Genomic DNA, 19,561 nt, shown 5'->3' with positions numbered 1-19,561 from the left:
GGCCCGATGAGTGGCGTACTGAGCCCGGGGCGGAAGAAGGCGAAGCTGGACCGGCTCGCCGAGCTGTCCGCGGCGCACGACGACGAACGCGGTGTCAGCCTCTGGCAGGAGGCGTTCCGCCGGCTGCGTCGCAACCCGGCGGCCATCGTCGGCACCGTCATCCTCGGCGTCTTCCTGCTGGTCGCCCTGGTCGGCCCGTTCCTGGTGCCGTACGACCCGGCGGCGCAGCTGTGGAAGGACGAGATCCGCGAGGCGCAGGCCTTCTACCCGGGGCCGCGCGCGGAAAACTGGTTCGGCGTGGACCACCTCGGCCGCGACGAGTTCAGCCGGATGATCGTCGGTGCCCGGCAGACCCTGCTGGTCGGCGTCGTCGCCACCCTGATCGGGCTGACGGTCGGCACTTTGATCGGTGGCCTGGCCGGCGCCGCCGCCGGTCTCGGCGGACGGTGGGGCCGCTGGGTGGACACCGTGCTGATGCGGATCGTCGACATGCTGCTGGCGCTGCCCAGCCTGCTGCTGGCGATCAGCATCGCGGCGCTGCTCGGGGCCAGCCTGACCACCGTCATGATCGCGGTCGGCATGGTCTCGGTGCCGATCTTCGCCCGGCTGCTGCGCGGCTCGATGCTCGCCCAGTCGAACAGCGACTACGTGCTCGCCGCAACCTCACTGGGGGTCCGGCGGAGCAAGGTGGCGCTGGGGCACATCCTGCCGAACTCGCTCGCCCCGGTGATCGTGCAGTCCACCCTCACCCTGGCCACCGCGATCATCGAGGTGGCCGCGCTGTCGTTCCTGGGGCTGGGCAACCCGGACGCGTCGATCCCGGAGTGGGGGGTGATGCTGGCCGACGCGCAGCGCTACCTGGACGCCGCGCCCCGGCTGGCGATCCTGCCCGCGCTGGGCATCATCATCACCGCGTTGGGCTTCACCCTGCTGGGCGAGGCGATGCGGGAAGCCCTCGACCCGAAACTGCGGAAGTGAGCCATGGCGCTGCTCGACGTGGATGAACTGGCGGTCACCTTCGCCCGGCGAGGGCAGCGGACCGTGCACGCGGTCGACGGGGTGTCCTTCTCGGTCGACGCCGGTGAGGTGACCGGGCTGGTCGGCGAGTCCGGCTGCGGCAAGAGCGTCACCTCGTTGGCGATCATGGGGTTGCTGCCGGCCGGCAAGGGCGTACGGGTCCAGGGCAAGGCCGCGTTCGACGGCACCGACCTGCTGCAGCTCGATCCCCGGGCGATGCGGGACGTACGGGGCCGCGACGTGGCGATGATCTTCCAGGATCCGCTCTCCTCGCTGAACCCGGTGGTGCCGATCGGGGTGCAGGTCACCGAGGTGCTGGTCCGGCACCGGGGAATGCGCGGCGAGGCCGCCCGGCTCGAAGCCGAACACCTGCTGGACCGGGTCGGCATCCCGGACCCCACCCGCCGGTTGAAGGAGTACCCGCACCAGCTCTCCGGCGGGATGCGGCAGCGGGCGCTGATCGCGATGGCGGTCGCCTGCCAACCCCGGCTGCTGATCGCCGACGAGCCGACGACCGCGCTGGACGTGACGATCCAGGCGCAGATCCTGGAACTGCTCAAGGACCTGGTCCGCGAGTCCGGCACCGCGCTGGTGATGATCACCCACGATCTGGGGGTGGTGGCCGGCATGTGCGACACGATCAACGTGCTGTACGGCGGCCGGGTGGTCGAGACGGCCCGCCGCCGTCCACTGTTCGCGGCGCCGCGCCACCCGTACACGGTGGGTCTGCTCGGCTCGATTCCCCGGCTCGACGCGGGCCACGGTCGGCGACTGCGACCGATCCCCGGCTCGGTCCGCGACCTGCTGCCCTGGCCGGACGGCTGCGCCTTCGCGCCGCGCTGCGCCCGCCAGGTGGACGCCTGCCTCGGCACCGCGCCGCAGCTGCGCCGGGAGCCGGACGGGCACGCGTTCCGCTGCGTCAACCCGCCCGAGACCGACGACACGGTGGAGGCCGCCGGTGAATGAGCCACTGGTCGAGGTCCGCGACCTCAAGGTGCACTTTCCGATCACCCGGGGCATCCTGCTGGACCGGGTGGTCGGGCACGTCCGGGCGGTCGACGGGGTGGACCTGCGGATCGCCCGGGGCGAGACGTACGGCCTGGTGGGCGAGTCGGGCTGCGGCAAGTCGACGCTCGGCCGGGCCATCCTGCAGCTGACCCCGCCGACCGGTGGCGAGGTGGTCTTCGACGGAGTGACGTTGAACCGGCTGCCGGCGGCCAAACTCCGGACCATGCGCCGCCGCTTCCAGATGATCTTCCAGGACCCGATGTCCAGCCTGGACCCGCGGCAGAACGTCGAGTCGATCCTGGTCGAAGGGCTGCAGGCGCACGACATCGGCGCCGACCGTACCGAGCGGCGACGAATCGTCGGCGAAGCGCTCGACGCGGTCGGCCTGCCCCGCTGGGCGCTGTCCCGCTACCCGCACGAGTTCTCCGGTGGCCAACGGCAACGGATCGGCATCGCCCGCGCGCTGGTCCTCGGCCCGGAGCTGATCGTCGCCGACGAACCGGTCTCCGCCCTGGACGTGTCGATCCAGGCCCAGGTGATCAACCTGCTGGACGAGCTGCAGATCGAACGCGGCCTCACCTACCTGGTGATCGCTCACGACCTGGCGGTGGTCCGCCACATCTCGGACACCATCGGCGTGATGTACCTCGGCGCGCTGGTCGAGGAGGCACCCGGGGACCAGCTCTACCGTGAGCCGCTGCACCCGTACACCCGGGCGTTGCTGTCGGCGGTGCCGGTGCCGGACCCGGAGGTGGAGGACCGGCGGGAACGGATCCTGCTGGCCGGGGACCTGCCGTCGCCGGCGAACCCGCCGGCCGGCTGCCGCTTCCACACCCGGTGCCCGTGGGCGCAGCCGACCCGCTGCGCCGACGAGCGGCCGGTGCTGCGCGAGATCGGCCCGTCCCGGGTGGCCTGCCACTGGTCCGAGCAGATCGCCGCCGGGTCGCTGCGCCCGCACCGGACGACCCCGGAAGCGGTCGCCCCCGCCGGTGCCGGCACCGAGCCGGCCACCGTCTCCGCCCCGCGCGAACCGCAGGTGTAATCGTTCGCGCCCCCGCGCGAACCGCTGCCGTAGGGGCTGGACGCAGTTTCAGCCGTCCGGGCGGTGCAGCAGGCCGACCGCGATGGCGTGTACGGCGTCCAGGCCGGCCGGGTCGGCCAGGTCGGCCCGGCCGCCGGTCACCACGTACCACTCTGCGGCGTCCTTGTACTGGACGCGGAGGGTGACCTGACCGGCGGCGAACTCGGTGCGCAGCGTCAACTCGCCGGTGATCACACCGACCTCGTCGGTCATCACCCCGCCCGGCCCGGCGACGATGTCCCGGGTGCGGCTCGGCTCCACCGACTCACCCATGGTCAGCTCCTGTCCTCTCGTCGGCCACCCGTACCGTTGTCACGGACAGGGCGCGGTCACGGACAGGTCGCCAGCATGTCGGCCAGTGCAGCCTTCTCCGGCTCGGTGACCGACAGCTCCCAGTAGTGCTTGACCGTGATCCAGTCCTGGGCGTACTGGCACCAGTAGTCCCGGTTCGGCGGCTTCCACTGCGACGGGTCCTGGTCACCCTTTGCCCGGTTGGTCGACGCGGAAACCGCGATCAGCTGCGGGCGGTCCAGATCGTTGGCGAACTCGCGGCGCTGGTCGTCGTTCCACTCGTCGGCACCGGAGCGCCAGGCGTTGGCCAGCGGGACGATATGGTCGATGTCGAGGTCGCCGGGGTCGGTGAAGGACTCGCCGTCGAACGCGCTGAGCCACTGCCCGCCGACCACGTTGCAGCCGTCCAGCTCGATCGCGGTGCCGTCGCGTTCCAGCACGGTGTCCCGCACGTCGCAGTTGCTGCCGGCGGAGCTCCAGTGCGGAAAGTGGTCCCGGCTGTAGCCTCGCATGCCACCGGCGGACGCCACGGTCAGCTGGTCGAGCAGCGCGGACGCCTGGTCGGCGGATCCGTCGCCGGAGCCGTCCGCCGCGCCGTCGGGCGGCGCGGCGGTGGGGGAGCCGAGGGTGATGTCGACGGACTCGCAGCCGGCGGTCGCGACGAGCGCCAGGGCGGCGGCTACCGCGACCGCCGCCCGGCGCGGGTCGAATCGGATGGTCCAGGGACGCTGTCGAAGAGGGGTTCGCACCCGTCCAGCTTGCGGGTGCCGAGCGGCCAGCGCCAGGCACCCGCCGTCCCGGCGTTTCGCCGGAACCATAGTGGATCTTGACTCGGTGCCGCCGGCTCAGCCGGCGCGCCGACTGCGGTTCACCGCGCTGGTCACCGCCCGCACCGAGGCGATCACGATGTTCGAGTCCAGCCCGACACCCCAGACCGTACGGTCGCCGACCTCGCACTCCACGTACGCCGCCGCCTGCGCGTCGCCCCCGGCGGAAAGCGCGTGTTCGTGGTAGTCCAGCACCCGTACGCCGACGTTCACCGCCTGCAGCGCGTTGACGTACGCGTCGATCGGGCCGTTGCCCGCCGAGTCCAGGGTGTGCCGGACGCCGTCGACCATGACCACCGACGTCGCCTCCACCTTGCCGTCGACGGTGCTCGTCGCGTACGACTCCAGGGTCACCGCCGGCCCGCTCCGCTGACCGCCGAGGTACTCGTCGGCGAAGATGTCCCACATCCGCTGCGGCTCGATCTCGCCGCCGGAGTCGTCGGTGACCGCCTGGACCACGCCGGAGAACTCGATCTGCAGCCGCCGGGGCAGGTCCAGGTTGTGTTCCTGGCGCATCACGTACGCCACCCCGCCCTTGCCGGACTGCGAGTTGACCCGGATCACCGCCTCGTAGGTGCGCCCCACGTCACGCGGGTCGATCGGCAGGTACGGCACCCCCCAGGAGTGGTCGTCGACCTGGACCCCGGCCGCGTCGGCGTCGACTGCCAGCGCGTCGAAGCCCTTCTTGATGGCGTCCTGATGGGAGCCGGAGAACGCGGTGTAGACCAGGTCCCCGGCGTACGGGTGCCGCTCGTGCACCGGCAGCTGGTTGCAGTACTCGACGGTCCGCTTGATCTCGTCGATCTGGCTGAAGTCGATCTGCGGGTCGACACCCTGGCTGAACAGGTTCAGCCCCAGGGTGACCAGGTCGACGTTGCCGGTGCGCTCACCGTTGCCGAACAGGCAGCCCTCGATCCGGTCCGCGCCGGCCAGCAGGCCCAGCTCGGCGGCGGCCACGGCGGTGCCCCGGTCGTTGTGCGGGTGCAGTGACAGCACGACGCTCTCCCGCCGCGGCAGCCGCCGGTGCATCCACTCGATCGAGTCGGCGTACACGTTGGGGGTGGCCATCTCGACAGTCGCCGGCAGGTTGATGATCAGCGGCCGGTCCGGGGTCGGCGCGATCACGTCGATGACCGCGCCACACACCTCCAGCGCGTAGTCCAGCTCGGTGCCGGTGTACGACTCGGGGGAGTACTCGTAGAAGATGTCGGTGTCCGGGGTGTGGATCTCGGCGTACTTCTGGCACAGCCGCGCCCCGGTGGTGGCGATGTCGGTGATCCCGGCCTTGTCCAGGCCGAAGACCACCCGCCGCTGCAGCACCGACGTCGAGTTGTAGAAGTGCACGATGGCCCGCTTCGCGCCGCGCAGCGACTCGAAGGTCCGGTCGATCAGATGCTCCCGGCACTGGGTCAGCACCTGGATCGTGACGTCGTCGGGGATCAGGTCCTGCTCGATCAGCTGCCGGACGAACTCGAAATCGGTCTGGCTGGCCGCCGGGAAGCCGACCTCGATCTCCTTGTAGCCCAGCTGCACCAGCAGCTGGAACATCCGGCGTTTGCGGTCCGGTGACATCGGGTCGATCAGCGCCTGGTTGCCGTCGCGCAGGTCGACGGCACACCACCGGGGTGGCTGCTCGATGCGCCGGGCGGGCCACTGCCGGTCCGGTACGTCGACGGCGAACTGCTGGTGGTAGGGCTGATAACGCTGGTACGCCATCCGGCTCGGCTGCTGCCGGGCGATCCGGTCGGTGGCGATCGGGTCGGTGGCGCCTGGATCGGTGGTGGGCTGGACGTCGACGGACTGGCGTGCTGGGCCGGCGGTTGGCTGTGCCATGGTGCGATCTCCTGGTCTGGGAAGGTCCCGCGCTGTCGCGTCCGCCGACCGGCGGCGGCACCCCGGTCCGGGCGGCCGGCAGATCCCGGCGGTCAGCCGGTCACGGTGGCTGCGTCGGTCACGGTGGCGTCGGTACGGCGAAGGCGGCGGCCCGGGTCGGTCAGCTGGGCGGCGCGCTCGCACAGGTGCGGCGAGCGGTGCCGGAGCGGCTGGACAGCGTGGGCGCGGATGGGGTCAAGGCGGCGCGGGTCAACTCCGCGACGAGGTGCCGGCCTCGGGGGCCTCGTCGCGGCAGCGAAGGAGGAGCGCCTGCCACATGACGGCTCTCACCCTACGTGCTCGTCGCGGGTTGGCAAAGCCCGGCCGGAAATCTCAGCCGGTGCCGGTCGTGGATCCGCTGCTCGTCGGCGGGGTGCCGGCCGCGCTCGGCGGCACCCGGGTGGTCACCGGGCCCGGCAGTGTGATCGACGGCGGGGCGGAGCCCGGCTGGCCCGCCAGCAGCAGCGTCCCGAGCTCCAAGCGCACGCCGGTGAGGGTGCCGTCCGGGCGGTAGCAGTAGATGCCGACGTCCAGCGGCGGCTGCAACGACGTGGTGGTGGACTCCACGGAGAAGCAGGTGCCGTCGACGCCGTCGAGCGGCTCGGTCACCGACACCGCCAGCGGGGCCCGCCGGTCGGCCAGCACCGCACGCCAGTCGGCGAACAGGTGGTGCAACCGGGGGTCGAGCGCCGGCTCGACAGCGGCGTCCGGGTCGCCCAGCCGGACGCAGTACGGCGTCACCGGGTTGCCGGCCGACGGCAGCGCACACCGGAACAGGCCGTCGTCGTTCTGCGCCATCGCGACGTCGCCGGTACCACCCGTGCCGCTCGTACCACCCGGAATGTCCACCCGCCACCCGCCGTCCTCGGCCAGGGTCACCGCCACCGTCCGGTCCGGCCGACCCGGGGTCTGCAACGTGTAGAACGCCGTCATCCGCAGGTCGCTGGCGGCGGCGGCCGCCGCCGCCAGCTGCGCCCGTGGCTCCGCCGGCGGAGCGCTCCCCGGTGCCGACGGCGACTGCTCGCCGGTCGGCGTGCCCTGCGGCGACGTCACCGGATCGGTCGAATCGCAGCTCAGCAGGGACAACGTGACGAACGCCACGCAGGTCAGCGCGGCAGGCGAGTTTCGTGACGCTACGGCACCCCGGGAACGCATCCGCCCATTCTGCGTACCCGGTCGGGTTTTGCGGCCCGGCGGGTCACGGACACGCCGATTTCCGTCGCCGGCCCGCTGACGACCTGCGGCCTTGCGGTCCGCCGGCGGGCCGTCGGCGTGTCGCGGACCGGGCCGCCCGGACGACCGCCGGACCCCGACGGACACGGGCGGTGACCGCACCCGGCCGGATCGTGGGAACGGCTGTCTGCACGGGCTCCGGACGCCGGTACCCTGATGCCGGCAGGTTGGCAGCAGCTGGAGGGGAGTGGACCGCCGTGGCACTGGTGGTGCAGAAGTACGGCGGGTCCTCGGTCGCCGACGCCGAGCGCATCAAGCGGGTCGCCGAGCGGATCGTCGCGGCCCGCAAGTCCGGCGACGACGTCGTGGTGGTCGTCTCCGCGATGGGCGACACCACCGACGAACTGCTCGACCTCGCCGGGCAGATCAGCCCGCTGCCGCCCGGCCGGGAGCTGGACATGCTGCTCACCTCTGGCGAGCGGATCTCGATGGCGCTGCTCGCCATGGCCATCCACAACCTGGGCTACGAGGCACGGTCCTACACCGGCTCGCAGGCCGGTGTGCTGACCACCTCGGTGCACGGCCGGGCCCGGATCATCGACGTCACCCCGGGCCGGCTGCAGGGTGCCCTGGACGAGGGCTCGGTGGCGATCGTCGCCGGTTTCCAAGGTGTGTCCCAGGACACCAAGGACATCACCACACTGGGCCGCGGCGGTTCGGACACCACGGCGGTGGCGCTCGCCGCCGCGCTGCAGGCCGACGTCTGTGAGATCTACACCGACGTCGACGGGGTGTTCACCGCCGACCCCCGGATCGTGCCGAACGCCCGGCACATCAAGCAGATCACCTACGAGGAGATGCTGGAGCTGGCCGCCTGCGGGGCGAAGGTGCTGCATCTGCGCAGCGTCGAGTACGCCCGCCGGGCCGGCCTGCCGATCCACGTCCGCTCGTCGTACTCGACCAACACCGGCACCATGGTGACCGGATCGATGGAGGATCTTTCCGTGGAGCAAGCACTCATCACCGGAGTCGCCCACGACCGGAGCGAGGCGAAGATCACCATCGTCGGCGTTCCCGACGAGCCGGGTGCCGCCGCCCGCATCTTCGAGACGGTGGCCAACGCGGAGACCAACATCGACATGATCGTGCAGAACGTGTCGACCGAGGGCACCGGCCGCACCGACGTCTCCTTCACCCTGCCGAAGGCGGACGGCCCGACCGCGATGGCGGCGCTGGGCAAGGAGCAGGAGCGGATCGCCTTCAAGGGCCTGCTCTACGACGACCACGTCGGCAAGGTGTCGCTGATCGGCGCCGGGATGCGTTCCCACCCGGGCGTGGCCGCCAACTTCTTCGCCGCCCTCGCCGAGGCCGGCGTCAACATCGAGATGATCTCCACCTCGGAGATCCGAGTGTCGGTCGTCTGCCGGGACACCGACCTGGATGCGGCGGTACGCGCGGTGCACGCCGCGTTCGACCTCGGCGGTACGGAGGAGGCGGTGGTCTACGCAGGCACCGGTCGGTGAGCCCCGGTGCCTGACGCCAGGGCACACCCGCTGCCCACTCTCGCGGTGCTCGGTGCGACCGGCGCCGTCGGTGCCGTCATGTGCGAACTGCTCACCTCACGGGCCAACGTCTGGGGCGAGATCCGGTTGCTGGCCTCACCCCGCTCTGCAGGACGGCTGGTGCGCTGCCGGGGCGAGGACCTGCCGGTGCACCAGGTCAGCCCGGAAGCCTTCGACGGGGTCGACGTCGTCATGGTGGACGTGCCGGACGACGTGTCCAGGCAGTGGACACCGGTCGCCACCGAGCGCGGCGCGACCGTGGTGGACAACTCAGGTGCGTTCCGGATGGATCCCGGCGTACCGCTGGTCGTGCCGGAGATCAACGCCGAGCAGGTACGTCGCCGGCCGCGCCGGATCGTCTCCAACGCCAACTGCACCGTCCTGGCCATGATCGTCGCGATCGCCCCGCTGCACCGCGAGTACGGCCTGCGTGAGCTGGTGCTGGCCAGCTACCAGTCGGTCTCCGGCGCCGGCCGGTTCGGCGTTGACCTGCTGCACAGCCAGCTGGCCAGGGCGGCCAGCGACCGTACGCTCGGCTCCCGGCCCGGTGACGTACGCCAGGCGGTGGGTGACGACCTCGGCCCGTTCCCGGCCCCGCTGGCGCTCAATGTGGTGCCGTTCACCGGCGAGCTGGCCGACGCCGGATGGTCCACCGAGGAGCTGAAACTCCGCGACGAGTCCCGCAAGATCCTCGGCCTGCCGGATCTGAAGGTCTCGTCCACCTGCGTGCGGGTGCCGGTGGTGACCGGGCACTCGGTCGCCGTACACGCGGTCTTCGGCAGTGAGGTGACCGCGGACGGTGCCCGCGAGGTGCTGCGCAACGCGCCCGGGGTGATCGTGGTCGACGACCCGGCGAACGCCGAGTTCCCGATGCCGATCGACGCGGTCGGCACCGAGCCGTCCTGGGTCGGCCGGATCCGTCGGTCGATGGACGACCCCCGGGCCATCGACTTCTTCGTCACCGGCGACAACCTGCGCAAGGGTTCGGCGCTGAACACCATCCAGATCGCCGAACTGATCGCCCGGGATCTGGTGAGGTAGCCGGGTCGCCCGTCGGCCGGACTCGGCGACGGCCGCCTGTCACGCGGGGACCGGGGCGATCTGCCAGGTACCGGGGATGCTCGGGCACGGGCCGCCCGACGAGCTGCCGCCGACCGTCTGGAAGCCGGCTGGGACCATGGCCAGGCCGACCCGGCAGATGGCGGTGATCCCGACCAGGTTCGGGGTGCGGATGAGCCAGGTGCCTTCGAGGAGGCCGGTGCAGGGCCCGGAGCTGAGCTCACCGACGACGACGAACGCATCTGGGACAGCGGCGAGGGTCCCCCGGCAGATCGCGGTGATGGTGCCGTCCGTAGCTGGGGTGCGGATCAGCCAGGTGCCCTCGAGAAATCCGCTGCACGGCCCGGTGCTGGTCTCACCGACAAGAACGAAGCCGTCGGGCACATCGCCGATGTTGCCGCGACACATCGCAGTGGTGGTGCCGTCGGCCGCAGGGCGGACGATGACGTACGCAAAGTTGCCCGAGCATGACGAGTCGTAGGTCTCGCCAACGATGACCTGGTCCGATGGGACCTGGCTGCGCAGGCAGACCGTCGTGGAGCCGACGGCCTGCGCGGCCCGGCTTCCCGGTGCGACAGTCAGTGCGACGGCGGCGAGCAGGGTCAGCGCGAGCCAGATGATCAGCCGAGATCGGTTGTTGGCCACCGGTACAGCCTCCTGAACGGGTGGACGGACGATGCGGCACCCATCTTGGTCGCAGTGACTACGGTCAGTCGTTCCGACGAACGATCCATCGATCTGTCTCAGCATCTGTCGTATCATGGTCGATCCTCAGCGCCCAGTGGTGCCGTCGGCCGGGTGAGGTGGCCCGTGGCGCCGAGGGAACCCACATGGTTGTCTCGGGGCCGTTTTGACGACAATGGCGGTTCCCTCGAACTGTCCATCGACGGTCGTCGTCGCGTTGCGGCGATCCGGTAGAGAAAGTGCGAGGCCCTGGCCAGCACTCCTGCTGGCCAGGGCCTCGCCGCTGGTCGGGGTGGCCGGATTTGAACCGACGACCTCTTCGTCCCGAACGAAGCGCGCTACCAAACTGCGCCACACCCCGAGGTCCGCTGGGCAATACTAGCCCACCGGCCCGGCAGGGCAAATTCGGTATCCCCGGAGCGCCGCCGACGCCCCGGGGCGTCGCGTCACCGGACGCCGGCTGACCTGCGTCAGCGTGCGATCAGGGTCAGCAAGGTGGCCTCCGGCGGGCAGGCGAACCGGACCGGCGCGGTCGGGTGGGTGCCCAGCCCGGCCGAGACGTGCAGCCACGAGTCGGTGCCCGGCCATCGGTGCAGGCCCTTGGCCATCGACCGGGGCAGGTCGCAGTTGGTGACCAGGGCGCCGACGAACGGCATGCAGACCTGCCCGCCGTGGGTGTGCCCGGCGAGCAGCAGATCGAGCCCGTCGGCGGCCATCTCGTCCAGCACCCGGGGCTCGGGGGAGTGGGTCAGGCCGAGACTCAGGTCGGCCTCCGGCGACGGCCGGCCGGCGACGGCGGCGTAGTCGTCGCGTTCGATGTGCGGGTCGTCCACGCCGGCCGCGTCGATCAGCCGGCCGCCAGCCTTGAACGACGCCCGCCGGTTGTTCAGGTCGTGCCAGCCGGCACCGACCAGCACCTCGCGCAGCTCCTCGAACGGCAGGTCCGGGCCGGGTCGGTAGTCCCGCTCGGGCAGCAGGTAGCCCAGCGGGTTCTTCCACACCGGGCCGGTGTAGTCGTTGGACCCGAAGACGAACGCGCCGGGCAGGTCCAGCAGCGGCTGCAGGGCGCGCAGCGCGCCCGGCACGGCTTCCGGGTGGGCCAGGTTGTCGCCGGTGACCACGACCAGGTCCGGGTCCAGCCCGGCCAGCGCTGCCACCCAGGCCTGTTTGCGCCGCTGGTCGGGCATCATGTGCATGTCCGACAGGTGCAGGATGCGCAGCGGTTCCGCGTCCGGCGCGAGCACCGGCACGTCGAACCGGCGCAGGGTGAACATGTTGCGCTCGATGAGCGAGGCGTACGCCAGGGTGGCGGCGCCGAGTGCTGCGGTGCCGGCGGCGAGCCGGAATACGGTGCGCTTTCGCATGCCGACCAGGGTAGTTTGGCCACTCATGAGCACCGTGAAGGACCGCCTGACTGCTGACATGCGGGCCGCGTTGAAGGCCCGTGACGAGCTGACCACCTCCACCCTGCGGATGGCGCTGGCCGCGATCGGCAACGCCGAGGTCGCCGGCAAGGCCAAGCGGGAGCTGTCCGACGAGGAGGCGTTGGCCGTGCTGACCAAGGAGGCGAAGAAGCGCCGGGAGGCGGCTGCGGCCTTCGCCGACGCCGGCCGGGTCGACCAGGCAGCCAAGGAGCGGGCCGAGGGCGAGGTGCTGGACCGCTACCTGCCGCGTCAGCTCGACGACGAGGCGTTGGCCGGCATCGTCGCCACCGCGCTGGCCGAGGGTGGGTTCACCGGCAAGGCCCAGATGGGCCCGGCCATGAAGGCGGCCCAGGCCGCGGTGGCCGGCCAGGCCGAGGGGGGCCGGGTGGCAGCCGAGGTACGCCGCCAGCTTGGACTGTGAGCATCGGCTGACGCTGTACGCGTGCACGATCCGATGCGCCTCATCTGATGCCCGCCCGGCGTGTCGCGTCGATGGGACGCATCTGATCATGAAGTAACGAAAGGGGGCGGGCACCGGTGATCGGTGCCCGCCCCCTTCGTGCGTGACTGTCGGTCAGTCGTCCGGGTTTCCCGGGTTGCCGGGGCGCCCCGGCCCGTTGCCGGGACCGTTGCCCGGACCACCGGGACCGTCACCGTCGCCCGGGCTCGGCTGGGCACCCTGGCCGTTGCTGACCCGGATGATCACCACGCCGCCCTTGATGGTGCGGCCGCTCGGGCTGGTGCCGGCGGCGGTGCCGGCCGGGCAGGTGGAGTCGACCGCACCGGATCGGTCCACCTCGACCTCGAATCCGGCACCGGACAGTCGGGACCGGGCGTTGTCGATCGACTGGCACTGCACGCCCGGGATGGAGCGCTGCTCGCCGCGGACCAGTTTGCCGCTCGGCGCCTTGAACTGCTGCTTCTCCTTGCCCTTCATCGCGTCCCGCAGCGTCTCGTAGACCGCCGGGTTGACGATGTTGTGCGACATGGTGGCGTTGGTGTCGGCCCAGTCCGGGTCGGCCAGCACCCCGGCGACGGCGAGCTGCTTGGTGGTCACCACCATGGTGGCGGTCTTCTCCGCGTCGGTGGTGCCGGTCTTGCCGGCCACCGGGTGCCCGACGACGCTCCGTACGCCGCTGGCGGTGCGGCCCCGGCACCGCGACGTCGACGAGTTGTCGCCGACCGGGCAGCGCGCCGCGTCGATCGCGGCCCGGGCCACCTCGGTGGAGACCACCTGCTTGCACTGCGGCTGGGCGATGTCCAGGCTGTTGCCGTCCTGGTCGCGGATCTCCTTCACCGGGATCGGCTTGCAGTACTTGCCGTCGGCGGCGAGCGTGGCGTACGCGTTCGCCATCTCCAGCGGCGTGGTGCTGGACACGCCGAGGGTGAAGGCACCCCACTGGTTGGCGCCCTCCGGGTCGGCGGCGAACCGGGCGTCGTTGGAAGCCCGGAAGTTGATGCCGAGGCGCTGCGCCACGTCGACGGCGGAGGCCGCGCCGACCCGCTCCTGCAGCGGTACGAAGTACGTGTTGACCGAGGCGCCGAAGGCGCTCCACATGTTGTGTACGCCGTTCATGCTGGAACTGGCGTTCTTCGGACAGTACTTGTTGGTGCCCGCGCAGGCGGCCGGACTGCCCCGTTCGACGATGTACTTCGACTCGTACGGGCTCTTCGCGTTGATCGTGTACTCCAGCGGGTAGCCCTTCTCCAGGGCCGCCACCAGCGGGAAGATCTTGAACGTCGAGCCGAACTGGTAGCCGGTGATGTCACCGCCACCGGTCAGCAGCGGGTTCGTGGTGTTGGGGTAGGTGCCCCGGATGCCCTTGTCGGCCTTCTTCGGGTCGCTGGAGATCTTGTTCTGTGGGTTGTCCGGGTCGTCGAGCTTGTAGTTGCGGTTGACCGCCATGCCGCGCACGTACCCGGTGCCCGGCTCGACCGCCGCCACCATCAGGGCGTGCTTGCTGCCGGTCTTCAGCGCGTCCTCGACGGCGTTCTTCGCCGCGTCCTGCGTCTGCAGGTCGAGGCTGGTGACGATGTGGTAGCCGCCGCTCTTGAGCCGCCGCTCCCGGTCGTAGCTGGTGGCACCGAACGTCTCCTGCTCCATCCACCAGCGGTAGAAGAAGTCGCAGAAGAAGCCCCAGTGGTTCTTGTTGGCGGCGACGCAGCCGTTCGGCGCGCGCTTGCCGTTGACGACCAGCTCGACGGCCTTGGCCTCGTCGGCTTCCTGCTGGGTGATCGCCCCGGTCTTCACCATGTTGTCGATGACGTAGTTGCGCCGGTCGACGGCCTGTGGGTAGCCGCCCGGCGTGGTCGGGTCGAACGCCGTCGGGGCCTTGACCAGGCCGGCGAGCATGGCGGCCTCGTCGATGGTGAGGTCCGCCGGCTGCTTGCTGAAGTAGACCTGGCTGGCGGCGAAGACGCCGTACGCGCCGTTGCCGAACGGGGCGATGTTGAGGTAGCGCTCCAGCACCTCGTCCTTGGTCATCTCCTTGGTGAGCTGCATCGCGTACTTCATCTCGCGCAGCTTCCGGGCGTTGGTGTCCTCGGTGGCGGCGATGACGTCCTCGGGGTGGGTGGCCGAGTAGGCGATGGCCAGCCGGACGTACTGCATGGTCAGCGTCGAGGCGCCCTGGGTGGTCTCGCCAGCACCCTGGTTGGCGACGAAGGCCCGGGCGACGCCCTTGACGTCGACACCGTTGTGCTCGTAGAAGTTGTGGTCCTCGGCCGCGATGATCGCCGCCCGCATGATCGGCGCGACGTCCTTGAGTGGGACGTCGCGGCGGTTCTCGTCGTACATCGCGGCGAGCGTGGTCTTGCCGTCGGCGGCGTACAGGTAGCTGATCTGCGGCGCCCGCTTGACGGTCAGCTCGCTGGGCAGCTTGTCGAAGGTCTCCGCGCCTGCTTTGGCTGCCAGGCCAGACATCGCCACTGCGGGGAACGCGGCAGCGGCGACCACCACGCCGGCCAGCAGCCCACAGATCAGCAGCGATGCGGCGTTGGTCAGTAGGTTGTGGTCTCGCTTCCGCATCCAGGTCACCCAGTCAGGGTACGTGAGGGACTGAAGAGGTCGCCGTGTGGCGTACCTGTGCATTTCCTGCCGGCTCCGGCCTCGTTGTGCTAAACGCAGAGACCCGTCCGGCGGTTGTGGTCTCCGCCGCCTACTTTCCCCCGGGAAGGTGGGGGTGGCGGGGTTTCCCCGTTTCCGCCTCGGGTATCCCTGCCCGGCAGAGCGCCCGACAAGAGTGTTGTGTCCGGATAAGTGGATTTCGTCGATAACGTTGCGTAATCACCCAACTACAGATCATGATGGTCCGGCGAGGATCGCACGGCGGCGTGCTGCGGGGGAAAGCAGCGTCAGCCGCCCGGCTTGCCGACTGACTCCACCGGTTGCAAGCGGAAATTGCTAGGGGGGACGTGGAACGATGGGCATGATCGCTGATTGGCCCAGCCTGGCGGCGTGCCAGAGCGGAGACCCGGACGCGTTGTTCGTGCAGGGCGCTGAGCAGAACGTGGCCAAGCGCATCTGCCGGGGCTGCCCGGTCCGGTACGAGTGCCTGGCCGACGCACTCGACAATCGGATCGAATTCGGGGTCTGGGGCGGCATGACCGAACGGGAACGGCGGGCCCTGCTGCGCCGACACCCGCAGGTGGCGAGCTGGCGCAAGATGTTCGAAGCGGCCATGCGGGACCGCGAGAAGGTGCTCGTCGCCACCAAGTGACCCCGCTGGACCGGGCCCCGTGCGGGATCAGGGTCAGCCGGCGACCGCGTGGCCGATCGTCCGTAGCCCGTCGACGTCGTGCACGTCGGCGGGCTGCGCGCGGACGGTTGCCACCGGTACCTGCGGGAACGCGTCGGTGAACCGCGCCGCCACCCGGCGCTCCCGCGCCGACTGCTGTGCCACCGCGGCGTGCACCCGCAGCACCTCGGCCGCCGCCGGATGCCCGCCGTCGCGGTCCAGCTCCCGCGCGGCCGTCAGGCTCCGCTCGGCGGACAACCCGGGTACGGCCGGCTCGTGCACCCGGTTGAGCACCAGCCCGGCCAGCGGCATCCGCTCCGCGCCGAGCCGACCGGCGAAGTACGCCGCCTCCCGTACCGCGTCCGGCTCCGGCGCCGCGACCAGCAGGAACGCCGTCTCGTCGGCCTGCAGGACCCGGTACGTCTGCTCGGCCCGCTGCCGGAAACCGCCGAACATCGAGTCCAGCGCCGCCACGAAACCGGACAGGTCACTGAGCAACTGGGCACCGAGGATCTTCTGCACCGCCCGGGAGAACACCCCGAACGACGCGGTCACCAGGCTGAACATGCTCCGACCGCCGGCCCGGGCCGGCGCCAGCAGCAGCCGGAGCATCCGGCCGTCCAGGAAGCGGGCCAACCTGGCCGGCGCGTCCAGGAAGTCCAGCGCGGACCGCGACGGCGGCGTGTCGACCACGATCAGATCCCACTCACCACCGGCGTGCAGCTGGCCCAGCTTCTCCATCGCCATGTACTCCTGCGTGCCGGCGAAGGTCGAGCTCATGGCCTGGTAGAACGGGTTCGCGAAGATTTCGGCGGCCTTCTCCGCGTCGGTGTGCGCGAGCACCACCTCGTCGAAGGTGCGCTTCATGTCCAGCATCATGGCGTGCAGCTCGCCGCCGCTGGCCTCCACCTCGATGCCCTTGACCTGCCGGGGGGTGTTGTCCAGCTCGGTCAGGCCCAGCGACTGCGCCAGCCGGCGGGCCGGGTCGATGGTGAGCACCACGGTGCGCCGGCCGTGCCGCTCGGCGGCGCGCAGCGCCAGCGCCGCCGCGGTCGTCGTCTTGCCCACCCCGCCGGCACCGCAGCAGACCACGATTCGTACGCCCGGATCCGCCAGGATCCGGTCGACGTCCAGCGGTGGCGCTGCGTGATCAGGAGGCACCTGTCGAGCGTATCGGGGCCGGCCCGGGATCCGCCGATCAAGTCGCTGTGAGGTCGCTTCCAGCAGCTGGCCCGGCGCCGGTCAGCAACGCCGCGGCCAGCGTGTCCAGGCCCTCGCGGGTGACCCCGTCCGGCAGCAGCGGCAGCCGGACGATCGGTCGGCCCAACTCGACCAGGTCGGTCAGCAGCGAGTCCTCCAGCGCGCGGCGGGTGAGGTGCTCCTGCGCCTCGGCCCGCAGACCGGTCACCGTCTCCCGGTCGGTCGGCAGCCCGGCCGCGGCCAGCCCGCGCCGCAGCTGTGTCTGGCCGACCGGCCCGTCGGCGAGCAGCGGCGGCCGGGCCGAGTTGACGATCACATTGCCCACCGGGATGCCCAGCGTAGTCAGGTCGGCGACCGCGTCGAGGGTCTCCTGCACCGGCATCTCCTCCAACAGGGTCACCACGTGCACCGCGGTGATCGGCGAGCGCAGCAGCACCGCGACGCCCTCGCTCTGCGTCTTGATCGGGCCGACCTTGGCCAGCCGGGCGGCCTCGGCGGTCACGTTCAGGAACCGGCCGATCCGCCCGGTGGGCGGCGCGTCGAGCACCACCGCGTCGTAGACCCGCCGCCGGTCCACCATCCGGGTGGTGGCCTCCTTCACCTTGCCGGTGAGCAGGACGTCGCGCAGCCCGGGGGCGATGGTGGTGGCGAAGTCGATGGCGCCCAGGCGCCGCAGCGCCCGCCCGGCCGCGCCCAGCTTGTAGAACATGTCGAGGTACTCCAGCAGCGCCTCCTCCGGGTCCACCGCCAGGGCGCGGACCTCGCCACCGGCGGCCGAGGTGGCGATCCGGCGCTCCTGGTACGGCAGCGGCCCGAGGCCGAACAACTGCGCGATGCCCTGGCGGCCCTCGACCTCGGCGAGCAGGGTACGCCGGCCCGAGCTGGCCAACGCGAGCGCCAGCGCGGCGGCGACACTGGTCTTGCCGGTCCCGCCCTTGCCGGTCACCACGTGCAACCGGGACGGCCAGTCGGGTACGGCGGCGACAGGTGACTGCTCGGTGACCCCCACGTCCAACCAGACTAGTGCGCGGCGGGGCTCAGTTGACGTCGCAGACGAACCAGCCGGACTTCTGCACCACGACGAAGCTGAGATCCTGCTTCGCGCTGCGCTCGTCCTCGGTGACCATGCGCACGGTGACCGAGACGACGGCCCGTTCCTCGTCCTGCTCGTCGACGGTCGGCACGTTCCACTCGAACTGCGGGTTGCGGTACGTCGACGAGTAGCCCTCGATCTCCTCCACCTTCTCGATCAGCGCGGACTCGTCCCGGGCCTCCCGGCAGACCAGGTCGGCCGCGGCAGTGACGTCCCGGTCGGTGTACACGGCGTGGAGGAACTCGTCCACGGCGGCGACCGGTTCGGCCGCGCCGCCACCCGTCTCCAGGTTGTTGATCACCAGGAACGCCGCGATGCCGCCACCACCGCAGAGCAGCAGTACCACGCCGAGCACCACCGAGGTGATCAGCAGGCCGCGTCGGCGGCCGGCGGCGGGTGCGGCCGGCGAGCCGGGAGCCGGTGGTACGGGCGAGCCGGGCGGTACGGGCTGGCCCGGCGGCGGGTACGGCGGGCCACCCGGTGCCGCCGCGAACGGTGCGCCGGCCGGCGGCGGAGCATACGGCGACCGGTCCGGCGGCGGAGCGAACGGCGCAGCGGTGGGACGCTGCCAGGGCGGCGGCGGGATCGACTGCCCCGGCGCTGTCGGCTGTTCCCCGGTCGGCTGTTCCCCGATCGGCTGTGCGTTCGGCGCCGGTGGTTGTGCGTCCGGTGGCTGTGCCTCGCCACTGGGCGGTTGCGTCATCCTCATCCTTAGGTTTCAGGTCTCGTCGTCGGCGGACGGTAGCCGCCACCAGACGGTCAGGGTATCTGGCCGACGCACCCAACTCACCGTCCCGGCCGTTGGCCGTAGGCTGTGGCGGTTGGCGAATCAGAGCTAGGAGCCGTAACGCGATGCAGAAGTGGGAGTACGTCACCGTGCCGCTGCTGGTGCATGCCACCAAGCAGATCCTCGACAACTGGGGTGAGGACGGCTGGGAACTGGTCACCGTGATCCCCGGTCCCAACCCGGACCAGCTGGTGGCGTACCTGAAGCGGCCGAAGTCGTGAGCGGCGGCCCGCGCGCCCGCCTCGCCGAACTGGGGCTGAGCCTGCCGACCGTGGTCCCGCCGGTGGCCGCCTACGTTCCGGCGGTCCGCTCCGGTCAGCACGTCTACGTCTCCGGCCAGCTGCCGATGGCCGACGGAGCGCTGCTCGCCGTCGGCAAGGTGGGTGCCGAGGTGACCCCCGAGCAGGGCCGGGAGCTGGCCGGCCGGTGCGCCCTGAACGCGCTCGCCGCGATCGACGCCCTGGTGGGTCTCGACGCCGTGACCCGGATCGTCAAGGTCACCGGATTCGTCGCCTCGGCCGCCGGGTTCACCGGCCAGCCCGCCGTGATCAACGGTGCCTCCGAGCTGTTCGGCGAGATCTTCGGTGACGCCGGCCGGCACGCCCGCAGCGCCGTCGGAGTGGCCGAGCTTCCACTCGGCGCGCCGGTCGAGGTAGAGGTCGTGGTCGAGGTCTCCTGACCCGGGTGGCATCCGACCGGCAGAGGTCGGCACCCGGACGGGCAGAAGACGTCTCGGCGAAGTCACC

General features: G+C 71.1%; 18 protein-coding genes, 1 tRNA gene and 1 pseudogene. 9 read left to right on the top strand and 11 right to left on the bottom strand.

Annotated elements, in window-relative coordinates:
* The first annotated feature begins 6 nt into the window (after positions 1-6).
* Genes EDC02_RS23865 through EDC02_RS23855 form a run of 3 tightly spaced genes read left to right on the top strand, consistent with a single transcriptional unit; the run spans position 7 to position 3,067 of the window.
* Positions 7-978, top strand: coding sequence for an ABC transporter permease (locus EDC02_RS23865; RefSeq protein WP_370461486.1), 972 nt, complete (start codon positions 7-9; stop codon positions 976-978).
* A 3-nt stretch (positions 979-981) separates the two neighbouring features.
* On the top strand, positions 982-1,983 hold the full coding sequence (locus tag EDC02_RS23860; protein ID WP_123603874.1) for an ABC transporter ATP-binding protein: 1,002 nt from the start codon (positions 982-984) through the stop codon (positions 1,981-1,983).
* Complete coding sequence (locus tag EDC02_RS23855; RefSeq protein ID WP_123603873.1) at positions 1,976-3,067, top strand: ABC transporter ATP-binding protein; 1,092 nt, start codon at positions 1,976-1,978, stop codon at positions 3,065-3,067. Before EDC02_RS23860 ends, EDC02_RS23855 begins: the two co-directional genes overlap by 8 nt.
* Before the next feature lie 48 nt (positions 3,068-3,115).
* Here EDC02_RS23855 and EDC02_RS23850 read toward each other — a convergent pair.
* The 4 genes and pseudogenes from EDC02_RS23850 to EDC02_RS23835 form a co-directional block, all read right to left on the bottom strand.
* Positions 3,116-3,355 (bottom strand): annotated as a pseudogene (locus EDC02_RS23850) (hypothetical protein); the annotation flags it as partial.
* A gap of 80 nt (positions 3,356-3,435) precedes the next feature.
* Entirely contained in the window at positions 3,436-4,146 is a 711-nt protein-coding gene (locus EDC02_RS23845; RefSeq protein WP_370461484.1) for an HNH endonuclease family protein, read from the bottom strand.
* 96 nt (positions 4,147-4,242) lie between these two features.
* Positions 4,243-5,940 carry a 2-isopropylmalate synthase gene (gene leuA, locus EDC02_RS23840; protein WP_233606440.1) on the bottom strand — a complete coding sequence of 566 codons (1,698 nt, stop codon included), beginning with the start codon at positions 5,938-5,940 and terminating at the stop codon, positions 4,243-4,245.
* A 489-nt stretch (positions 5,941-6,429) separates the two neighbouring features.
* On the bottom strand, positions 6,430-7,251 hold the full coding sequence (locus EDC02_RS23835; protein ID WP_148083579.1) for a hypothetical protein: 822 nt from the start codon (positions 7,249-7,251) through the stop codon (positions 6,430-6,432).
* A gap of 275 nt (positions 7,252-7,526) precedes the next feature.
* Between EDC02_RS23835 and EDC02_RS23830 the strand changes: the two genes are divergently transcribed.
* A complete protein-coding gene (locus EDC02_RS23830; RefSeq protein ID WP_123603869.1) occupies positions 7,527-8,792 on the top strand; it encodes an aspartate kinase in 1,266 nt (421 codons plus the stop codon).
* A gap of 6 nt (positions 8,793-8,798) precedes the next feature.
* On the top strand, positions 8,799-9,872 hold the full coding sequence (locus EDC02_RS23825; RefSeq protein WP_255500533.1) for an aspartate-semialdehyde dehydrogenase: 1,074 nt from the start codon (positions 8,799-8,801) through the stop codon (positions 9,870-9,872).
* Positions 9,873-9,911: 39 nt separating this feature from the next.
* Here EDC02_RS23825 and EDC02_RS23820 read toward each other — a convergent pair whose 3' ends face one another.
* The 3 genes from EDC02_RS23820 to EDC02_RS23810 form a co-directional block, all read right to left on the bottom strand.
* Entirely contained in the window at positions 9,912-10,535 is a 624-nt protein-coding gene (locus tag EDC02_RS23820) for a hypothetical protein (protein ID WP_123603868.1), read from the bottom strand.
* 323 nt (positions 10,536-10,858) lie between these two features.
* Positions 10,859-10,935, bottom strand: a tRNA-Pro gene (locus EDC02_RS23815).
* Positions 10,936-11,044: 109 nt separating this feature from the next.
* Positions 11,045-11,938 (bottom strand): metallophosphoesterase, encoded by an 894-nt coding sequence (locus EDC02_RS23810; protein WP_123603867.1) that lies wholly within the window; start codon positions 11,936-11,938, stop codon positions 11,045-11,047.
* Positions 11,939-11,963: 25 nt separating this feature from the next.
* Between EDC02_RS23810 and EDC02_RS23805 the strand changes: the two genes are divergently transcribed.
* Positions 11,964-12,419: a GatB/YqeY domain-containing protein gene (locus EDC02_RS23805; RefSeq protein WP_123603866.1), complete on the top strand. Its 456-nt coding sequence runs from the start codon at positions 11,964-11,966 to the stop codon at positions 12,417-12,419.
* 153 nt (positions 12,420-12,572) lie between these two features.
* Here EDC02_RS23805 and EDC02_RS23800 read toward each other — a convergent pair whose 3' ends face one another.
* Entirely contained in the window at positions 12,573-15,026 is a 2,454-nt protein-coding gene (locus EDC02_RS23800) for a transglycosylase domain-containing protein (protein WP_123605095.1), read from the bottom strand.
* A 394-nt stretch (positions 15,027-15,420) separates the two neighbouring features.
* On the opposite strand from EDC02_RS23800, the gene EDC02_RS23795 reads away from it, so the two are divergent.
* Positions 15,421-15,717, top strand: coding sequence for a WhiB family transcriptional regulator (locus tag EDC02_RS23795; protein WP_123603865.1), 297 nt, complete (start codon positions 15,421-15,423; stop codon positions 15,715-15,717).
* A 33-nt stretch (positions 15,718-15,750) separates the two neighbouring features.
* On the opposite strand, the gene EDC02_RS23790 is transcribed toward EDC02_RS23795, so the two are convergent.
* From EDC02_RS23790 to EDC02_RS23780, 3 genes are read right to left on the bottom strand one after another with little or no spacing between them, the layout of a single operon-like run.
* On the bottom strand, positions 15,751-16,896 hold the full coding sequence (locus EDC02_RS23790) for an ArsA-related P-loop ATPase (RefSeq protein ID WP_123603864.1): 1,146 nt from the start codon (positions 16,894-16,896) through the stop codon (positions 15,751-15,753).
* A 37-nt stretch (positions 16,897-16,933) separates the two neighbouring features.
* A complete protein-coding gene (locus EDC02_RS23785) occupies positions 16,934-17,944 on the bottom strand; it encodes an ArsA-related P-loop ATPase (RefSeq protein ID WP_123603863.1) in 1,011 nt (336 codons plus the stop codon).
* A gap of 28 nt (positions 17,945-17,972) precedes the next feature.
* The gene (locus EDC02_RS23780) at positions 17,973-18,731 is read right to left on the bottom strand and encodes a hypothetical protein (protein ID WP_199757746.1); all 759 of its coding nucleotides are present in this window, start codon (positions 18,729-18,731) and stop codon (positions 17,973-17,975) included.
* Positions 18,732-18,880: 149 nt separating this feature from the next.
* Between EDC02_RS23780 and EDC02_RS23775 the strand changes: the two genes are divergently transcribed.
* Both EDC02_RS23775 and EDC02_RS23770 read left to right on the top strand, forming a co-directional pair.
* The gene (locus tag EDC02_RS23775; RefSeq protein WP_123603862.1) at positions 18,881-19,036 is read left to right on the top strand and encodes a DUF4177 domain-containing protein; all 156 of its coding nucleotides are present in this window, start codon (positions 18,881-18,883) and stop codon (positions 19,034-19,036) included.
* Complete coding sequence (locus EDC02_RS23770; protein ID WP_123603861.1) at positions 19,033-19,494, top strand: RidA family protein; 462 nt, start codon at positions 19,033-19,035, stop codon at positions 19,492-19,494. The genes EDC02_RS23775 and EDC02_RS23770 overlap by 4 nt, the downstream gene beginning before the upstream one ends.
* Positions 19,495-19,561: the final 67 nt, after the last annotated feature.

It is taken from the genome of Micromonospora sp. Llam0, assembly GCF_003751085.1.
Classification (GTDB): Bacteria; Actinomycetota; Actinomycetes; order Mycobacteriales; family Micromonosporaceae; genus Micromonospora_E.
This window is presented reverse-complemented; position numbering and strand designations above follow the sequence as displayed.

Excerpts from the sequence above, each read along its gene's own strand:
- EDC02_RS23865 (WP_370461486.1), top strand. The coding sequence starts at position 7 with ATGAGTGGCGTACTGAGCCCGGGGCGGAAGAAGGCGAAGCTGGACCGG.
- EDC02_RS23860 (WP_123603874.1), top strand. The coding sequence starts at position 982 with ATGGCGCTGCTCGACGTGGATGAACTGGCGGTCACCTTCGCCCGGCGA.
- leuA (WP_233606440.1), bottom strand. The coding sequence starts at position 5,940 with ATGGCGTACCAGCGTTATCAGCCCTACCACCAGCAGTTCGCCGTCGAC.
- EDC02_RS23835 (WP_148083579.1), bottom strand. The coding sequence starts at position 7,251 with ATGCGTTCCCGGGGTGCCGTAGCGTCACGAAACTCGCCTGCCGCGCTG.
- EDC02_RS23810 (WP_123603867.1), bottom strand. The coding sequence starts at position 11,938 with ATGCGAAAGCGCACCGTATTCCGGCTCGCCGCCGGCACCGCAGCACTC.
- EDC02_RS23805 (WP_123603866.1), top strand. The coding sequence starts at position 11,964 with ATGAGCACCGTGAAGGACCGCCTGACTGCTGACATGCGGGCCGCGTTG.
- EDC02_RS23800 (WP_123605095.1), bottom strand. The coding sequence starts at position 15,026 with ATGCGGAAGCGAGACCACAACCTACTGACCAACGCCGCATCGCTGCTG.
- EDC02_RS23795 (WP_123603865.1), top strand. The coding sequence starts at position 15,421 with ATGGGCATGATCGCTGATTGGCCCAGCCTGGCGGCGTGCCAGAGCGGA.
- EDC02_RS23780 (WP_199757746.1), bottom strand. The coding sequence starts at position 18,731 with ATGACGCAACCGCCCAGTGGCGAGGCACAGCCACCGGACGCACAACCA.
- EDC02_RS23775 (WP_123603862.1), top strand. The coding sequence starts at position 18,881 with ATGCAGAAGTGGGAGTACGTCACCGTGCCGCTGCTGGTGCATGCCACC.